Raw genomic sequence first — 17,560 nt, 5'->3', positions numbered from 1 at the left:
TATTTTTATGGCGCTCGCGAAAGCGCAACACTGTTATACCTGCGGCAAGATGACTTCCCGTTCAATGTGCCCGGCGAGCAGGGTCAGCAGGACACCAAGGCGCTGTACCAGGGCGGCAGCCTGTTCCGCATCAGGCTGGCTGGCCTGGGTTTCCAGCGCCTCGCACAGGTTGGCAAAACCCACCGCCCCCACGGCCCTGGCCGACGATTTGATGCGGTGGCCCAGTTCGGCCAGGCGGCCGTAGTCGCCGCGGGCCAGGGAAGCTTGCATGTCCTGCATGGCGTGCTGGGCCGACTCGAGGAACAGCAAGGCATATTTACGCATCTTGGCCGGGTTGCCGCCAAAAGTCAGGGCCAGCGCGGCCATGTCGATCAGTTCGGTGCTGCCGGTGCCCACGACCGTGTGCAGGGCCGGTGGCGGATGGCGCCGCCCGCCGCGCACGGGGCGCGTACACAGCCACTTGGCAATGACCTCGAACAGCAGGCGCGGCGAAATGGGCTTTGTCACGAACTCGTCCATGCCGGCGGCCAGGCAGCGGGCCTGGTCATCGATGCCGGCATTGGCGGTCATGGCAATGACCACGGCACTTTTCAGGCGCGGGTCGGAACGGATGATGCGCGTGGCTTCAAAGCCATCCATGACGGGCATTTGCACATCCATGAGCACGCAGTCAAAGCGGTGCCGCAGCATGAGGTCGATGGCTTCCTTGCCATTGCCGGCCACTACCACGCTGGCATGGACCTGCTCCAGCAATTCCTGGCCTACCTGCTGGCTAAATACATTGTCTTCGACCAGCAGGATGTAGGCACCATGCAGGCAGTCGAGCACTTGCGCGCTGGCCGTTTCCGTTTCCACCGGCAGAAAGTGGGGCGCCTTGCCCAGCTGCGCCGTAAACCAGAAGGTGCTGCCCTGCCCCGGCGCACTTTCCACGCCCACTTCACCGCCCATCAGCTCGGCCAGCTGCTTGCTGATGACAAGCCCCAGTCCGGTGCCGCCATACTTGCGCGTGGTCGAGGGATCGGCCTGGTGGAAGGACTGGAACAATTCGCCCATGTCGGCGCTGCTCATGCCGATCCCGGCGTCGCTGACCTCGAAGCGCACCAGCATGGTGTCTTGCTCGTCGCGCACCAGGCGCGCGCGCAGGTGGACGCTGCCCTGCTCGGAAAACTTGATGGCATTGCTGGTAAAGTTGAGCAGCACCTGTTCCAGGCGCAAGGGATCGCCCCGTACCGGCTGCTGCAGGCCGGCGCCAATGTCAAGCACCAGGGTGAGCCGCCGCGCCAGCGCTGCTTCGCCCAGCTGGCTGACGACGTTTTGCATCAGCGTGTCAATCCCGAAATCGAGCATTTCCAGCTCAAGCTTACCGGCCTCGATCTTGGAAAAGTCGAGAATGTCGTTGATGATGCCCAGCAGGTGCTGGCTGGAGTGATAGATTTTCTCCAGGTAGTCGCGCTGCTTGGGATGGGTGACCGATTTGAGCGCCAGGTGCGACATGCCGATGATGCTGTTCATGGGCGTACGGATTTCATGGCTCATATTGGACAGGAAATTGCTCTTGGCGCGGCTGGCAGCGTCGGCCTGGGCCTTGAGCGTGTGCAGTTCCGTCACATCGGTGGACAGGCCGATCACGGCATTGACCTTGCCATCGTGCACGATGGGTACTTTCACGGTCCAAAGCATGCGCACATCGCCGTCGGGCTGCGTGTATTCGACCAGCTGGCCCGGATGGGGCTGGCCATCGGCGAAAATCTGCTTGTCCTGCTCCCAGTAGGCATCGGCCTTGGCCGGCGGCAGCACGTCGCGGTCAAGCTTGCCAATGATGTTTTCCGCCGGAATCCCCATGGCCCGCGCCGTGCGCGCATTGACATACAGGTAACGCCGCTCGCGGTCCTTCATGTACACATGGGCGTCCACACTGTCGAGCACGGAATCGAGCAGCACCCGCTGCTCGACCGCCGCCCGGCGCGAGCGGAACAGCGTCGTAATAAAAGCAGAAAACAGCATGCTGACCGTAAAGCCGGCAAGGAGCGCGACCAGGGGAAAGTAGCGGTCCAGGCCCTGAACCAGGTTGTCGCGCGGAATGCGGAACTGGACTTTCCACGGCTTGCCATGGAAGTCGACGGGCAGCACCGTTTCCAGATAGCCCCCTCCGCCCGGGGGCAATGCCGGCAGCGCCTGCAGTACGCCGCCCGCGCCTGCCAGCAAGCGGTCAGCCGGCCCGATCTGCAGCGCGCGTTTTGCACGCTCGGCCTCGCCATCGGCATACACTGCCACCTGGGTCCCATGCATGACAAATTCGTCGAGCGCGCCCTGGACCAGCACCGGCACCGACAGGCCGATGCCCACCGACCCCAGGTAGGCGGCGCGGCGCTCGGCCACCGTGTGGTACGCGGCCCCGCTGCGGTAGACGGGGAGGCGGATGCCCACAACAACATGCGGATCAGGCAGGGTATGGACAATCGGCAGGCCAGAGGAACTGAGCCGGCCACTGTCGCGCACGGCGGCCAGGATGCCGGCACGGCGCGGGTCGGCCCCGAGGTCGCGCCCCATGCGCGCCACCTGCGCATCGGGCGGCTCGACAAAGTCAATGACTGTATAGGCATCGCGCACGCCGGGCGGGGTGATGTCGAAGGCCGGGTAGCCCCCCGGGACCAGGCTGTCATCGGCGCGTACCGCCGCCACGAATGCCGCGCGCTGCGCATGCGGCACGTAACTGGCAAATGTCACCACCTCGATTGCAGGAAAGTTTTTTTGCATATCCAGCGCTGCAACGTAGCGGCGGAACTGGTCCCGCGTGAGAGGCGCATCGTGGGTCTGAAAAGTGGCCGCCAGGCCGCGCAGCACATCGGCATGGGCGTGGATGCGCATGTTCAGGCTGGCCTGCGCGCTGCGGGTGATGACGTCAAACTGCAGGCGCGCGTCGGTGCTGACTGCCCGCTCCGCTGCGACATACAGCGACATGGCGATCAGCAGCGACAAGGGCAGGCCCGCCCCCTTGAGCAACAGGCGGCCCAGGGCCGGCCAGTTACGGGCCAAGCTTTCCCTCGAACGCGTCATAGCGTGCGTCATCGCGTACCCGTGCTTTCGGAGGAATATGTCAAAGTGCGCCGGCGTGCCGGCAGTGTATGCATCGAGCATCAGGTTACTTGTTGCAACGGTAACATGCAATTGATAAATACTCCCGCACACCTTGTCACCAGCCGTCGTGTCACTGGCACCACGTTGTGCGCCACAGCGTATGGAAGAGATGACCATAAGTAGACCGCCGCGCTTGCGACAGGTTCACTGGCACGCCGAATGGCCGCGCTCCCCGGCCGGATGCTAGGATCGCAGCCTGACATATCCCAGGACGACAGCATGCACGACACCCGCGAGGCCGCCCCGGCCGATCCCTTTGGTTGGCTGGAAGCGATAGACAGCGAAGCGGTGCTGGCCTGGGTAGGCCACCAGAACAGCGTGACGCTGGCCGAACTGGAAAGCGCACCGGGCTACGCGCCACTGCAGCGCCGGCTGGCGAAAATGTTCAACGCCAGCGACCGCATTCCCTACGTGGTCAAGCATGGCCCCTGGTATTACAACTTCTGGCGCGACGCCACCCATTTACGGGGCTTGTGGCGGCGCACCACGCTAGAGCAGTATTGCCTGCCCGAACCGGCGTGGCACAGCGTGCTCGACCTGGACCAGCTGGCCCGCGAAGAAGGTGAAAACTGGGTATGGGCAGGCGTGCGCTCGCTGCCACCGGACGGCGAACGCTGCCTGGTGCTGCTCTCGCGCGGCGGGGGCGACGCCTGCGTGGTCAGGGAGTTTGACCTGCAGCGCTGCGCCTTTGTTCCCGATGGCTTCGCGCTGCCGGAAGGCAAGAGTGACGTGACCTGGATCGACCGCGACCACTTGCTGGTGGCGGCAGATACCGGCCCTGGCACCATGACGCGCTCGGGCTACCCGCGCCAGGTGCGCCAGTGGCGTCGCGGCACGCCCGTGGCCGGGGCGCCCGTCGTGTTTGAAGGCCTGGAGGACGACCTCGGCGTGTCCGGCTACCAGGTCTTCACGCCCGGCTTTCAGCAGCAATTCATCCGGCGCCAGATGAGTTTTTATACAAGCGAACTGTACCTGCGCGAAGGCGCCGCGCTGCGCCGCATCGACAAGCCCGATGACGCCAATGCGTTGACGGTGCGCGACCAGCTGTTGATCGAGTTGCGCTCGGACTGGCAAGCCGGCGCCATCCTCTACCCGCGCGGCGCCTTGCTGTCGATTGGCCTACGCCCATTCCTGGACGGCGCGCGCGACTTCGAAACCCTGTTCACGCCCGGCCCCACCCGTTCACTCGACGGCATGACCGTCACCCGCCATGCCCTGCTGCTGACGGAACTGGACAATGTCAGCAACCGGCTGGCCGAATATACGCGCCACGATGGCCGCTGGCAGCGCCGCGTGGTGACCACGCCTGCCTTTGGCAGTGTCGATGTGGCCGCGGCCGACCGCCATGGTTCGGATGCCTATTTCATGACGGCCAACGACTTCCTGACGCCGCCCAGCCTGCACCTGGGCCAGGTGGGCAGCGATGTCCCTACCCTGCTCAAGTCCCTGCCCGCCGTGTTTGATGCCGCTACACTGAGCGTGACCCAGCATCATGCGCGCTCGGCAGACGGCACAGCGGTACCCTACTTTGTTGTCAAGGCAAGGCATACGCCTTGCGACGGCACCCTGCCCACCGTGCTGTATGGGTATGGCGGCTTTGAAATCTCGCTCAAACCCGGCTACAGCGGCGCCACCGGAGCCGCCTGGCTGAGCCAGGGCGGCGCCTACGTGGTGGCCAATATCCGCGGCGGGGGCGAATTTGGCCCGGCCTGGCACCAGGCTGCACTCCGACAACATCGCCAGCGCGCCTTTGACGACTTTGTGGCCGTGGCTGAAGACCTCATTGCGCGAGCCGTCACCAGTGCCCGCCATCTGGGCATCATGGGCGGCAGCAATGGCGGCCTGCTGGTGGGCGCAGCCATGACCCAGCGCCCCGAACTGTTCCGGGCGGTGGTGTGCCAGGTACCGCTACTGGACATGCGGCGCTACCACCGCTTGCTGGCCGGCGCCTCGTGGATGGGAGAATATGGCAATCCCGACGATGGCGCCGACTGGGCTTTCCTGGCACGCTATTCACCGTATCACAATGTCCATGCCGGACGGCGCTATCCGCGCATGCTGCTCACCACGTCCACCCGCGACGACCGGGTACATCCGGGCCACGCCCGCAAGATGGCGGCCCTGATGCAATCCCAGGGGCACGATGTGCTGTACTGGGAAAACACGGACGGCGGCCATGCCGGCGCCGCCGACAATGCCCAGCAGGCGCGCATGTGGGCCCTGACGTATACCTTCCTGCGCCAGATGCTTCAGTAAGGTATGAACAGGTGCGGGGCGGCAGGCCCCCACCCCGGCAAGGCGCGCACCCAGGCCAGCACGCACTGTCCCTCGCGCCGCAGTTCGGCAAACTGGCCGAACCGGGCGTTGTAGCAGGCGTCAGCCTCGATGAGCGCCAGTGCTGCGGGCGACACGGTCAGCGCCCCGCTTGCACTGCCCAGTTGCCGGTACAGCTGTGGCGAGCCGGCGCAGTCCGGACGCGCCAGTGCCGCGTCGCACGGCTCGCTCCAGCGCCGGAACACAGCGCGCAGCAGGGCCGGCACGGCCAGCTGCCGCCCGGGCGGCGACGATGATGGGGGCATTGATGTTGGTGGCAATGATGATGGTGGCATGCGGCCTCCTAGTCATAAAAGGGAGCGACCAGCGCGGGCCAGCACGCAATGTCGATATCGTCATCGCCCACCTCGATGGTTTCTGATTCGGCCTCGGCGGCGGCCAGCAAGTCGTCATCCATGTCTTCGGGCCGCTCCTCCCCGGCCCCGCCCCAAGTGTGCCGGCGCAGCCAGGCGGCCGCCCGCTCCACGTCCCATTTGCTTTTAGGTGTCTCCATGATTCCTCCAAGTGGTCACGGTCAGACCCGACCGGGCCGTCACCGTTCAGGCAGACGACAAGCACCTTGATCAGGATCAACGAGCCGGCTGCGCGCTCGCCTACTATCGAATGGCGCAAACGGGGCACATGGCCGATCTGGACAAAGTTTGTGCCAGCCGGCCACGGCGCACCACACTTGTGGCCAGCCGGCCACAACGCACCACCCTTGTAGCCAGCCGGCCACGCGGGCGCGGCAGCCGCATCCACGGACAGGAGAAGCCAATGAGTACTGTGACGCAACTTCGGCCACGCGCTGCCGCCAGGGGTGGCCTGCCGCCGCGCCAGTTCCCCGGCGCCGCCGAAGGAACCTTCTGGTGCGCCGCATTGGGCGGCAGTCTGGCCGTCGTCGCCGATCTGTCCAGTCATCTGGACCACATGTCTGCGAGCATCGCCCGCCTGCCCGATCGGGTGGGCCTGACCCGGCCTGCCGTGGGCGCCTATCTGGCAGCAGTCCGACAGCTGGCCGAGCTGTGGACCAGCCAGCACCGGCCCGCGCTGAGCGAGGCCGCCGCCGCGCTGGCAGGGGTGGGCAATGGGGTGCTCCTGCCCGCCCTGCGCAAGGCCCATGCGGGCAAGCCTTGCGGCAGTGTGGGGACGGCCCTGGCAAGGCGCATGGCGGGCGCCGTCGCGCTGCTGGCACCCTTGAACACGGCATTTTCCGCCAGCCTGGACCAGATGGCCCGGGCCGGGTGCGAACTTGACAACGATACACGCCTGCTGAGCGAGCGCATGCAGGCCGACCAGGTGCACGCGCTCATGCTGTCGCAGCAAGCGAGCACCCTGCAAAGCAAACTGGACGACGCCACCATGCGCCAGCACGCCTATTGGCTGCTCGGCCCGCATGCCGAGCAGATCCGCCACGAAATCGCCATGCACAGCAGCGCGCGCGAGGGGGTTCGGCGCCAGCTCGACCATTTACGGGCGGAGCAGGCGGCCGTCCAGGCCGAGGCCCGCTACCTGCAGCAGCTGCTGCCTTCCTTTGCCACTTACCTGGCCGGACTGGACCGCATGGGCGGATCATTGCGCGCCATGCTGGGCGCGGCCCGCTCCCTGCTTGAAGCCTGGCGCAGCCTGCAGGCGAGCCAGTCGCTGCTGCCCGATGCCGAACTGGCCGGCCAGCTGCTGTACGCAGCGCCCCACTGGGAAGCACTGGCGCACAGCGCAAGCCGGCTGGGCAATCGCGCTCAGGGGCGCAGCATCACGAGGCCAGACGGGTGTCGAACATGACGGCGTGGGTGGCGGGAATGTCCACGTACAGGGCCACGGCCCGTTCGATCCCGATCATCATGGGCGGGCCGAAGCGGCGCGTCACCACGCCGGCCCGGCGCAACAGCCGTTCAATGGCGGTGGTGGTCACCGTCACATACTGGTCGATGCCGGCATGGTAGCCATGGCTGATGATTTCACCAATCGACTCCATGGTGATTTCGGAAAAGCCGAAACAGGCATTGCCGTCGGTTTCAATGGCAAAGCGCGACAATTCCCAGATGCGCGCATCCTGGGGCGCTTGCTGGCCATGCAGCAACTCGGAAAACGAATCCTTGAGCATATACGGGCCTTCGGTCGGCAACAGGCGCCAGCAGCCGCGCAGGGTGCCGCCGCCCGGCTCGCGGATCATCATGTAGAGCGGTTCGAGGGCGTCATAGCCATCGATCTCCATGCCACTCAGGATGGGAACCTCCCATCCGAGCCGGTCCTTGAATACCTTGGCCCGCAACTTGTGCATTTCCCACAAATCACGGGATTTGAAGTCGCGCCTCGGTGCAATACGGATGTGCAGTGTCATGGTTTTTCTCCCTCTCAAAGTTATGCGGCTTGCATAAGATTCATGCAAAAAGCATATGAACATAACTAGCAGAGTTGCTAGGTGGCTGCGGGAGACCGTGGGTGGAATACTGCAATTTTGCACGAGAGGAAATGATGGCTCAAGACGACGACTTCAAGTACCAGGCCCAGGCCAACAGCGAACCCGGCGCACCCGCAATCAAGGAGGGACAGGCACCGGCGCCGACCCCTTCCACCCCACACGGAGAATTGAAGAAATTCAGGCTCAGCAAACGCGAAAGCCAGGAAAAATTCTGGGGCCGCTTTGGCGTCACCCAGTCCAGCGGCAGCCGCTTTGAAACCGGGCTGGGCATCCCGCCGCCCGTGGCCATTCTCGTCAAGCTGTACCTGAAGGGCCGCCTCAGCGATGGTGATCTTCCGGGCTGAGCAAACCAAGGCTGATCGCCTTGACCAGCGCCTGCTGCCGGGTGTTGACGTTAAATTTCTGGCGGATGTTCGCAATATGAAAATTTACCGTCGCCTCGGAGCAGGACGTAATTTTTGAAATCTCCCAGGACGACTTGCCCACCATCACCCAGCTGAGCACTTCAAGCTCGCGCTTGGTCAAACGCGGCACGGGCTCAGCGCCTTTGACTTCGTGAATGAATTTGAGCGATGACTCAAAGGCATAGTCGCGAATGAGGGACAGGGCCGGCATGAGCTGCACAATATGACGGTCGAAATCCATGTTCGGCCGCGCGTCCGAGGCAAAACTGACGACCCCGAACTCGCCGCCGGGCCCGTGGATGGGCAAGGTGATGCCGGAACGAATGCCATGGGCACAGGCTTCCTCGTACATGGCGCGCTGAGCTGGATCCCCAAACGTGTCGGGCTCCCACACGATCGGTACCGAACTGCTCGCGCAATGGGCCACGGTGGGATCGATGTAATGCAGCTTTTCGGCGTCGTACCGGGCGCGCCACGTACTTGAGTAATTACTGTGAAGAAAAGCGTTTTCCAGCTTGGCATGCTTGGAAGCGACCGCGCCATACAGCACGCTGTCGAAACCCTGGCTGTGCGCAAGTGCAAAGAGGGCAGAGGTCCAGCCCGCTTCTGTCGTGCTCTTCAACAGGGCCATCAGCTGACCAATTTCCACCATGCACGTGCCCTTTTCCAATGCGGTCACCCGCGTATTTGCGTAATGACACTAGATCGTAGGGCCAATTTAACTAAAACTCAACCAATACCAACCCAAAGTTACGTTGTTATTTGACCAAAATGTGGAGATGTTGTGACAATATTCCCATTACTCGACAGTAATGCCCGCGAATCCTGTCCACCCAATCTACCAAAAGTACGTTGCGAAAATGCCACTTTATACCTTGCTCATAATTGTGCGTGGCAGAAATATTCTTTGCGCTACACTTTTGGGTGAATCGCTGGCACAGTATCAAGTACATTTGTTCAATCGAGATATCCGGCCCGCCGCCCAGGCAAGCGCGTGCGTGTCGAGATCGGCAAGTTCACTTTCACTCCAGGGCTCCACTTCTCGTGCAGATTCCGAAAGTTCTACTGGTCAATGATGATGCGGCAAGCTTGTTTGCCCTCAAAACCTTGCTGCTCGCTGCGGCAGGTGCCGCCGATTACGAACTCATTACCGCCACCTCCGGCCACCAGGCGTTGCGCCATGTGCTCAACCATGAGTTTGCCGTCATTTTGCTTGATGTGAACATGCCGGGCATGGATGGGTTCGAGACGGCCGCCGCGATCCATTCCCACCCCCGTAGCAGTACCACGCCCATCATCTTTATCACGGCCCATTATGCCGACGAGATGCACCGGCTCGAAGCCTATGGCAAGGGCGCAGCCGATTACCTGTTTACGCCGGTGATTGCGCAGGTGCTGCAGACCAAGGTTGCCGTGTTCGTGGAACTGACCAGGCGCGCCCTCGAACTGCAGGCCAAGAGCGAGGAGCTGGCGCGCCTGAACCAGGACCTGCGGGTGCAGCGGGTGCAGGACCTCGAACGCATCAACCACGAGCTTGAACTGGAAGTGGCCGAACGCAAAAGCGCCGAGGAGCGCGCCCATGCACTGTCGATCCGCGATGCCTTGACTGGCCTGGTCAATCGCCGCTCCCTGATCCAGCAGCTCGAGCATGCCGTGGCCACGGCCGACCGCAGCGGCAGCGAGTTCGCCCTGCTGTTCCTGGACCTGGACAAGTTCAAGTCGATCAACGACACCCTGGGCCACGAAGTGGGCGACGAGCTGCTGCGCCAGGTGGCCGCGCGCCTGCTGGGCGCCGTGCGTCAGTCCGATGTGGTGGCGCGCCTGGGCGGCGATGAATTCGTGGTCATGCTCCCCGGTGCCGGCGCCTCGGCCAACGCCGCGCGCGTGGCACGCAAGATCGACCAAGCGCACCGGCGCCATTTCGACATCCTCGGCCACCGCGTGCATACCTCGACCAGCATCGGCATCGGCCTGTACCCGCAGGACGCGGCCAGCGCCGCGCAGCTGATGAAAAACGCCGACACTGCCATGTACCACGCCAAGCAAAACCGGCGCGGCAGCATCGAATTCTTTCGCGAAGAGCTCAACGCCCGCGAAACCGAACGGGCGCGCTGGGTGGCCGAGCTGCAGACGGCCCTGGCCGGCGGCCAGCTCGAACTGCTGTTCCAGCCGCGCGCCACCCTGCCCGAGCGTACCCTGTGCGGCATCGAGGCACTGCTGTACTGGCATCACCCGCGCCTGGGCCGCATCGGCGCCACCGAATTTCTACCCGGGATCTCGGACCGCGCCCTGCTCGACCAGGTGTGCAGCTGGACCATTGCCGCTGCCTGCGCCCGGTTTTCGCACTGGCAGGCGGCCGGGCACCAGCTCGATGGCCTGCGCCTGGCGGTGGAGCTGCCGGTCATGACGCTGACCGCCGACCTGGCACCGCTGGTCAGATCCCGGATGGCGCAGTGCGCGCTGGCGCCGGGCTGGCTGGAGCTCGACATCCCGGAGCGGCTCCTGGTCAAGTGCGCCGACGCGGCCCCGGTGCTGGACCAGCTGCGTGAGGCCGGGGTACGCCTGGCGGTCCACAACTTCGGCAACGCGGGTGCCTCCCTCACCACGCTCAGGGCGCTGGCACTGGACATTCTCAAGATTGACGCCGCCTTTGTGGACGCCATCGATACCGAGGGCGGCGCCGACATGGTGGCCGCCATCATCCATCTTGGCCGCGCCCTGGGCATGCGGGTGCTGGCACAGGGCGTGCGGCACGAGCGCCAGCTCACCATGCTCGCCTCCCTTGGCTGCGACCAGTTCCAGGGCGAGCTGCTGGGCCAGCCCATGCCCGCCGCCGCCATGGAAAGCCGCTTGCCGGGGGCCGCTGCCGGCCAAGCCGCCGCGCCACCAAAAAACCCAAGACAACGAGGACCACGCCGATGAACCACATGATTGAACTGGCAGACGAACTTGATCCCAAAATGCTGCTCGCCACCCTCATGGCGCTGAAAAAGGGCGACTTCACGGCGCGCATGCCCTCTGACCTGACCGGCATCTCGGGCAAGATCGCGGACACGCTCAATGACATCATCGAGACCAAGGAAAAGATGGTGGGGGCCATCACTGACGTCTCGCGCGTGGTCGGGCGCGAGGGGCGCCTGACCCAGCGCGCCAATGTCCCCGGGGTGGTCGGTGGCTGGGCCACCATCATCAGCTCCGTCAATACCCTGATCGATGACCTGGTGCGCCCGACTACGGAAATGGCGCGCGTGATTGGTGCCGTGGCCAAGGGCGACCTGTCGCAGACCATGGCGCTGGAAGTGGACGGCCATCCCCTCAAGGGGCAATACCTGCGGGCAGCCACCAGTGCCAACACCATGGTCGAGCAGCTCTCGTCCTTCTCGTCAGAGGTGACGCGGGTGGCGCGCGAGGTGGGCACCGAGGGCAAGCTCGGCGGCCAGGCCCAGGTCAAGGGGGTGGCCGGCACCTGGAAGGACCTGACCGACTCGGTCAACTCGATGGCCGGCAACCTGACGTCCCAGGTGCGCAACATCGCGGAGGTGACCACCGCCGTTGCCAATGGCGACCTGTCCAAGAAGATCACGGTGGACGTGCGCGGCGAAATCCTGCAGCTCAAGGACACCATCAACGTCATGGTCGACCAGCTGCGCTCCTTTGCCTCGGAGGTCACGCGCGTGGCACGCGAAGTGGGCACCGAAGGAAAGCTGGGCGGGCAGGCCTACGTGCCGGGCGTGGGCGGCACCTGGAAGGACCTGACCGACAACGTCAACTTCATGGCGTCCAACCTGACCGGCCAGGTGCGCAACATCGCCGCCGTGACCACCGCCGTGGCCAATGGCGACCTGTCCAAGAAGATCACGGTGGACGTCAAGGGCGAGATCCTGGAACTGAAAAACACCATCAACGTCATGGTCGACCAGCTCTCGTCGTTCGCATCGGAAGTCACCCGCGTGGCGCGCGAGGTGGGCACCGAGGGCAAGCTTGGCGGGCAGGCCCAGGTCAAGGGCGTGGCCGGCACCTGGAAGGACCTGACCGACTCCGTCAACTCCATGGCCGGCAACCTGACCGGCCAGGTGCGCAACATCGCCGACGTGACCACGGCCGTGGCCAATGGCGACCTGTCCAAGAAAATCACGGTGGACGTCAAGGGCGAGATCCTGGAACTGAAAAACACGATCAACGTCATGGTGGACCAGCTCAATTCCTTCGCATCCGAAGTCACGCGCGTGGCGCGCGAAGTTGGTACCGAAGGCAAGCTCGGTGGCCAGGCCAACGTGCCCGGTGTGGCCGGCACCTGGAAAGACCTGACCGATGGCGTGAACTCCATGGCCGGCAACCTCACTGGCCAGGTGCGCAACATCGCCGACGTGACCACGGCGGTAGCCAACGGCGACCTGTCGAAGAAGATCACGGTCGACGTCAAGGGCGAGATCCTGGAGCTGAAGAACACCATCAACGTCATGGTGGACCAGCTGTCCTCGTTCGCATCGGAAGTCACGCGCGTGGCGCGCGAGGTCGGCACCGAGGGCAAGCTCGGTGGCCAGGCCTATGTCCCGGGCGTGGGCGGCACCTGGAAGGATTTGACCGACAACGTCAACTTCATGGCCTCCAACCTGACCGGCCAGGTGCGCAATATCGCCGCGGTGACGACGGCGGTGGCGCGCGGCGACCTGTCCAAGAAGATCACGGTGGACGTCAAGGGGGAAATCCTGGAACTGAAGGACACCATCAACGTGATGGTGGACCAGCTCTCGTCGTTTGCCTCGGAAGTCACGCGCGTGGCGCGCGAAGTGGGTACCGAGGGCAAGCTTGGCGGCCAGGCCAACGTGTCGGGCGTGGCCGGCACCTGGAAGGACCTGACCGAGAACGTCAACCAGCTGGCGGCCAACCTCACCAACCAGGTGCGCGCGATCGCCGAAGTGGCAACCGCCGTCACGCGCGGCGACCTGTCTCGCTCGATCCAGGTGGAAGCGCGGGGCGAAGTGTCCTACCTCAAGGACAACATCAATGAAATGATCCGCAACCTCAAGGAGACTACACAAAAGAATGCGCAGCAGGACTGGCTCAAGACCAATCTGGCGCGCTTTACCCGATTGCTGCAGGGCCAGCGCGACCTGCAGGCCGTCACGCGCCTGATCCTGTCGGAGCTGGCGCCGCTGGTATCTGCCCACCACGGCGTGTTCTACATGATGGACTCGCAGGAGATGGACGCACGCCTGCGCATGATTGCCAGCTACGGTTACCGTTCCAGCCGCAAGCTGGCCACGTCCTTCCTGCCGGGCGAAGGCCTGGTGGGCCAGTGCGCGCTGGAGAAGACCCGCATCTGGCTCACCGATGTCCCGCGCGATTACATCGTGGTCTCGTCCGGGCTGGGCGCGGCGCCGCCCACCAACATCGTGGTGCTGCCGATCCTGTTCGAGCAGCAGGTCAAGGCGGTGATCGAAATCGCCTCGCTCGACCGCTTTACCGAAACCCACCTCTCCTTCCTCGACCAGTTGATGGAGTCGATCGGCGTGGTGCTCAACACCATCGAAGCGAACAGCCGCACCGAGTCCCTGCTCACCCAGTCGCAGTCGCTGGCGCAGGAACTGCAGCAGACCAACCAGGAGCTGGCCGAAAAAGCGCGCCTGCTGTCGGAACAGAACATCGAGGTCGAGCGCAAGAACCGCGAGGTGGAACAGGCCAAACTGGCGCTGGAAGAAAAGGCCACGCAGCTGGCCCTGTCGTCGAAGTACAAGTCCGAATTCCTGGCCAACATGTCGCACGAGCTGCGCACGCCGCTCAACTCTCTGCTGATTCTGGCGCAGCAGCTGTCGGACAACCCGGAAGGCAACCTGTCGGGCAAGCAGGTGGAATTCGCCAAGACGATTCACGGTTCCGGCTCCGACCTGCTGACCCTCATCAACGATATCCTGGACCTGTCCAAGATCGAATCGGGCACCGTGACGCTGGACGTGTCGGAGTACCGCTTCGCCAACCTGCGCAATTACGTCGATCGCACCTTCCGCCACATGGCCGAAGCCAAGCACCTTGGATTTACGGTGGAACTGGCCGACTCGCTGCCCACCGCTGTCATGACCGACACCACGCGCTTGCAGCAGGTGCTGAAAAACCTGCTCTCGAACGCCTTCAAGTTCACCAGCCACGGCCAGGTGGCGCTCGAGATTTCCCTCGTCACCAGCGGCTGGACGTCGGATCATCCCAACCTGGTGCATGCCGATGCAGTGCTGGCCTTTGCCGTGCGCGATACTGGCGTGGGCATTGCCGCCGACAAGCTGCAGCTCATTTTCGAAGCCTTCCAGCAGGCCGACGGCTCCACCGCCCGCAAGTATGGCGGCACCGGCCTTGGCCTGTCCATCTCGCGCGAGCTGGCGCGCCTGCTGGGCGGCGAAATCCGGGTCGAGTCAACCGTCAACAGCGGTTCGACCTTCACCCTGTTCCTGCCCTATAACCGCGCCGGCTTCATCAACTATGAACAGGGCCGCCAGCCCCAGGTTGCGCGCCTGGCGCCACCGGCTCCGCCGGCACAGGTGATCTATACCAGCGCCCCCCAGTCGCTGAGCCAGGACTTGTCGGCCGGCGACGCCGGGGAAGACGAGCAGCAGCTGATCCAGTATTCCCCGGTGCAGGACGACCGCGGCCTGATCGCCCCGGGCGACCCGTCGGTGCTGCTGGTCGAGGATGACGAACGCTTTGCCATGGCGCTGGTTGACTTCGCCCGTGAAAAGCACTTCAAGACGATTGTCACCAGCAAGGGCGACTCGGCCCTGTCGCTGGCGCGAGACTATCTGCCTTCGGCCATCATCCTGGACATCGACCTGCCCGACATCGACGGCTTCACCGTCCTCGAACGCCTCAAGCGCGATCCCGGCACGCGCCACATCCCGGTGCATGTCATGTCCAGCCTGCGCGAACGCGAACGCGCGCTGCGCCAGGGCGCGATCTCGTACATCAACAAGCCCGTCTCGCGCGAGATGCTGGAAGAAGAATTCACCCGCATCCAGAAGTTCCTGATGGGCGGCAAGCGCAGCCTGCTGGTGGTAGATGACGAGAAGATGCAGCGCGATGCGATCGTCTCGCTCATTGGCGACAGCGATCTGCACATCATGGCGGTGGAAACCGGGCAGCAGGCGCTCGATGCGCTCAAGAGCGCGCATTTCGACTGCATGGTGCTGGACCTGACGCTGCCCGATATCAGCGGCTTCGATCTGCTCGATATCATCGGCAGGGACAGCTCCCTGCGCGACTTGCCGATCGTGATCTACACCGCCCAGGAACTGACGCGCAAGGAAGTGACAAAGCTCAAGCGCTATGCCAAGACCATCGTGGTCAAGGATGCACGCTCACCGGAACGCCTGCTCGACGAAACGGCCCTGTTCCTGCACCGCTCCCAGGCTTCCCTGCCCGAGCAGCAGCGCCGCATGCTGGAAGAAATCCACGCCGCCGATGGCGGCCTGGACGGGCGCAAGGTCCTGATCGTGGACGACGACCTGCGCAATATCTTTGCCCTGTCGTCGCTCCTCGAACGCCAGCAGATGCAGGTCTCGTTTGCGGAAAACGGGCGCGACGGAATTGAAGTGCTGGAAAAGGACCCGAGCATCGAGATCGTCCTGATGGACATCATGATGCCCGAGATGGATGGCTACGACACCATGCGCGCGATTCGCCGTATCCCCAGGTTCCGCTCCCTGCCCATCATCACCCTCACCGCCAAGGCAATGAAGGGGGACCGCGACAAGTGCATTGCCGCAGGCGCCTCGGACTACATCACCAAGCCGGTGGATGTGGCGCAGCTGCTGTCGCTGATGCGGGTCTGGCTGCACCGCTGACCGGCAGCGCGCCGCCGGCGGCGCGTGCCTACTTGCTGACCGACGCCGACGGCCGTTCGGCGATGCGGTCGCGCCAGGCCTGCAGGTTGGCCAGCCCTTCGCTGCCCGGCTTGTACTTCAGCATCCCGCGCGCAAATTCCAGCGCGCAGAAGGCGGTGATGTCGGCAATCGTGAAGCGCTCGCCGGCCATGAACGCCTGCTTGCTGAGCATCTGATCGAGCCAGGCTGCATGTTCGCGCAGCTTGACCGCCTGGGCTGCGGCAAAGTCGGGAAATTGCGGCTGCTCGAGCACCGCCAGCGCCGGATGCGTGTGGCGCGCGCAGTTGGCAATAGCCAGCAGCAGGTGCATCTCGGCGCGCCGGTCGGCCATCTCGATGAAGGCACGCTCTTCCGCCCCCTCGCCCATCAGGTTCGGCTGCGGATGCAAGCCTTCCAGGTAGGTGCAGATGGCGCGCGATTCGGACAGCACGCGGCCGTCGTCCAGTTCCAGCGCCGGCGTGCGCGCCATCGGGTTCTTGGCGCGGAATTGATCGCTGCGATGCTCACCCGTCATGAGGTCGAGCGTGACGCTGTCGATCCCGGTGATGCCTTTCTCGGCAATGAACATGGCCACCCGGCGCGGGTTGGGGGCAAAGCCGCTGACGTACAGTTTCATGCATTCTCCTTGCTGGTGGTGCGGCCCGTTTCAACCAGGCCGCGCACGCTGGCCGCGAATTTCTCGGCATCTTCGCCGCTCATTTTTTCCAGGTCGCGCTCCGAGGCCGGCATCAGGATGCCCTTCTGGACGGCCGGACGGGCGCGAATGGCATTGAGCCAGCGCTTCAGGTGCGGCAGGTCGTCCACGGCCACGCCGGACCAGCTGTGGGTGCGCACCCAGGCCCAGTTGGCAATGTCGGCAATCGAATAGTCGCCGGCCAGGTATTCATGGTCCTTGAGGTGGCCGTCCAGGACCGTGAACAGGCGCCGGCTCTCGCCCTGATAGCGGTCGATCGCCGGCTGGATCTTTTCAGGAAAGTAGCGGAAGAAGACATTGGCCTGCCCCATCATCGGTCCGACCCCGCCCATCTGGAACATCAGCCACTGCATCACGCGCGAGCGGCCCTTGGCGCCGGCGGGCATGAGCTGGCCGGTCTTTTCGGCCAGGTAGACGAGAATGGCGCCCGATTCAAAGACGGCGAAATTGTCTTCGGCCCGGTCGACAATGGCCGGAATGCGGCCGTTCGGGTTAAGGGCCAGGAACCACGGTTCCTTTTGGGTGTTCGCGTGCAGGTCGAGCGTATGCAGTTCATAGGGCAGCGCCAGTTCTTCCAGCGCTATCGACACTTTGTGGCCGTTCGGCGTCGCGGCCGAGTACAAATCGATCATGGCAATCCTTTCCGGTTCAAGTCGTGCACCAGAGATCATAGCGCCATTTGGGCGAGGTTGCCGAAGCGGCCATGATTGACCGCCTTTGC

The 17,560-nt window shown here is 64.1% G+C and carries 12 protein-coding genes; 5 read left to right on the top strand and 7 right to left on the bottom strand.

Translation table 11 applies throughout. The features are described 5' to 3' along the window. Positions 1-33: 33 nt before the first annotated feature. Entirely contained in the window at positions 34-3,036 is a 3,003-nt protein-coding gene (locus KY495_RS19175; protein ID WP_229518374.1) for a CHASE domain-containing protein, read from the bottom strand. 261 nt (positions 3,037-3,297) lie between these two features. Between KY495_RS19175 and KY495_RS19170 the strand changes: the two genes are divergently transcribed. Further along, positions 3,298-5,394, top strand: a complete 2,097-nt coding sequence (locus KY495_RS19170) for a prolyl oligopeptidase family serine peptidase (RefSeq protein ID WP_307728201.1) — start codon at positions 3,298-3,300, stop codon at positions 5,392-5,394. On the opposite strand, the gene KY495_RS19165 is transcribed toward KY495_RS19170, so the two are convergent. Both KY495_RS19165 and KY495_RS19160 read right to left on the bottom strand, forming a co-directional pair. After that, the gene (locus KY495_RS19165) at positions 5,388-5,717 is read right to left on the bottom strand and encodes a hypothetical protein (protein ID WP_219880929.1); all 330 of its coding nucleotides are present in this window, start codon (positions 5,715-5,717) and stop codon (positions 5,388-5,390) included. The genes KY495_RS19170 and KY495_RS19165 overlap by 7 nt on opposite strands. Before the next feature lie 38 nt (positions 5,718-5,755). After that, on the bottom strand, positions 5,756-5,965 hold the full coding sequence (locus KY495_RS19160; RefSeq protein ID WP_219880928.1) for a hypothetical protein: 210 nt from the start codon (positions 5,963-5,965) through the stop codon (positions 5,756-5,758). Between the two features lie 263 nt (positions 5,966-6,228). On the opposite strand from KY495_RS19160, the gene KY495_RS19155 reads away from it, so the two are divergent. Then, entirely contained in the window at positions 6,229-7,233 is a 1,005-nt protein-coding gene (locus KY495_RS19155; protein WP_219880927.1) for a hypothetical protein, read from the top strand. Here the strand turns inward: KY495_RS19155 and KY495_RS19150 are convergent. Next, a complete protein-coding gene (locus KY495_RS19150; RefSeq protein WP_307728200.1) occupies positions 7,205-7,792 on the bottom strand; it encodes an acyl-homoserine-lactone synthase in 588 nt (195 codons plus the stop codon). The genes KY495_RS19155 and KY495_RS19150 overlap by 29 nt on opposite strands. Positions 7,793-7,923: 131 nt before the next feature. Between KY495_RS19150 and KY495_RS24110 the strand changes: the two genes are divergently transcribed. Then, a complete protein-coding gene (locus tag KY495_RS24110) occupies positions 7,924-8,217 on the top strand; it encodes a helix-turn-helix transcriptional regulator (protein ID WP_229518372.1) in 294 nt (97 codons plus the stop codon). Here KY495_RS24110 and KY495_RS19140 read toward each other — a convergent pair. Further along, positions 8,192-8,929 carry a LuxR family transcriptional regulator gene (locus tag KY495_RS19140; protein ID WP_219880926.1) on the bottom strand — a complete coding sequence of 246 codons (738 nt, stop codon included), beginning with the start codon at positions 8,927-8,929 and terminating at the stop codon, positions 8,192-8,194. The genes KY495_RS24110 and KY495_RS19140 overlap by 26 nt on opposite strands. Positions 8,930-9,321: 392 nt before the next feature. Here KY495_RS19140 and KY495_RS19135 point away from each other — a divergent pair, with 392 nt between their 5' ends. Both KY495_RS19135 and KY495_RS19130 read left to right on the top strand, forming a co-directional pair. Next, positions 9,322-11,199, top strand: a complete 1,878-nt coding sequence (locus KY495_RS19135) for a bifunctional diguanylate cyclase/phosphodiesterase (protein ID WP_219880925.1) — start codon at positions 9,322-9,324, stop codon at positions 11,197-11,199. Further along, complete coding sequence (locus tag KY495_RS19130; protein ID WP_219880924.1) at positions 11,196-16,106, top strand: response regulator; 4,911 nt, start codon at positions 11,196-11,198, stop codon at positions 16,104-16,106. Before KY495_RS19135 ends, KY495_RS19130 begins: the two co-directional genes overlap by 4 nt. 28 nt (positions 16,107-16,134) lie before the next feature. On the opposite strand, the gene KY495_RS19125 is transcribed toward KY495_RS19130, so the two are convergent. Beyond that, the gene (locus KY495_RS19125; protein ID WP_219880923.1) at positions 16,135-16,761 is read right to left on the bottom strand and encodes a glutathione S-transferase family protein; all 627 of its coding nucleotides are present in this window, start codon (positions 16,759-16,761) and stop codon (positions 16,135-16,137) included. Next, entirely contained in the window at positions 16,758-17,471 is a 714-nt protein-coding gene (locus KY495_RS19120) for a glutathione S-transferase family protein (protein WP_219880922.1), read from the bottom strand. The genes KY495_RS19125 and KY495_RS19120 overlap by 4 nt, the downstream gene beginning before the upstream one ends. Positions 17,472-17,560: the final 89 nt, after the last annotated feature.

Source organism: Massilia sp. PAMC28688, from assembly GCF_019443445.1.
Classification (GTDB): Bacteria; Pseudomonadota; Gammaproteobacteria; order Burkholderiales; family Burkholderiaceae_D; genus Telluria_A.
The sequence above is the reverse complement of the archived record's forward strand: the minus strand, read 5'-3'. Positions and strand labels throughout refer to the sequence as shown.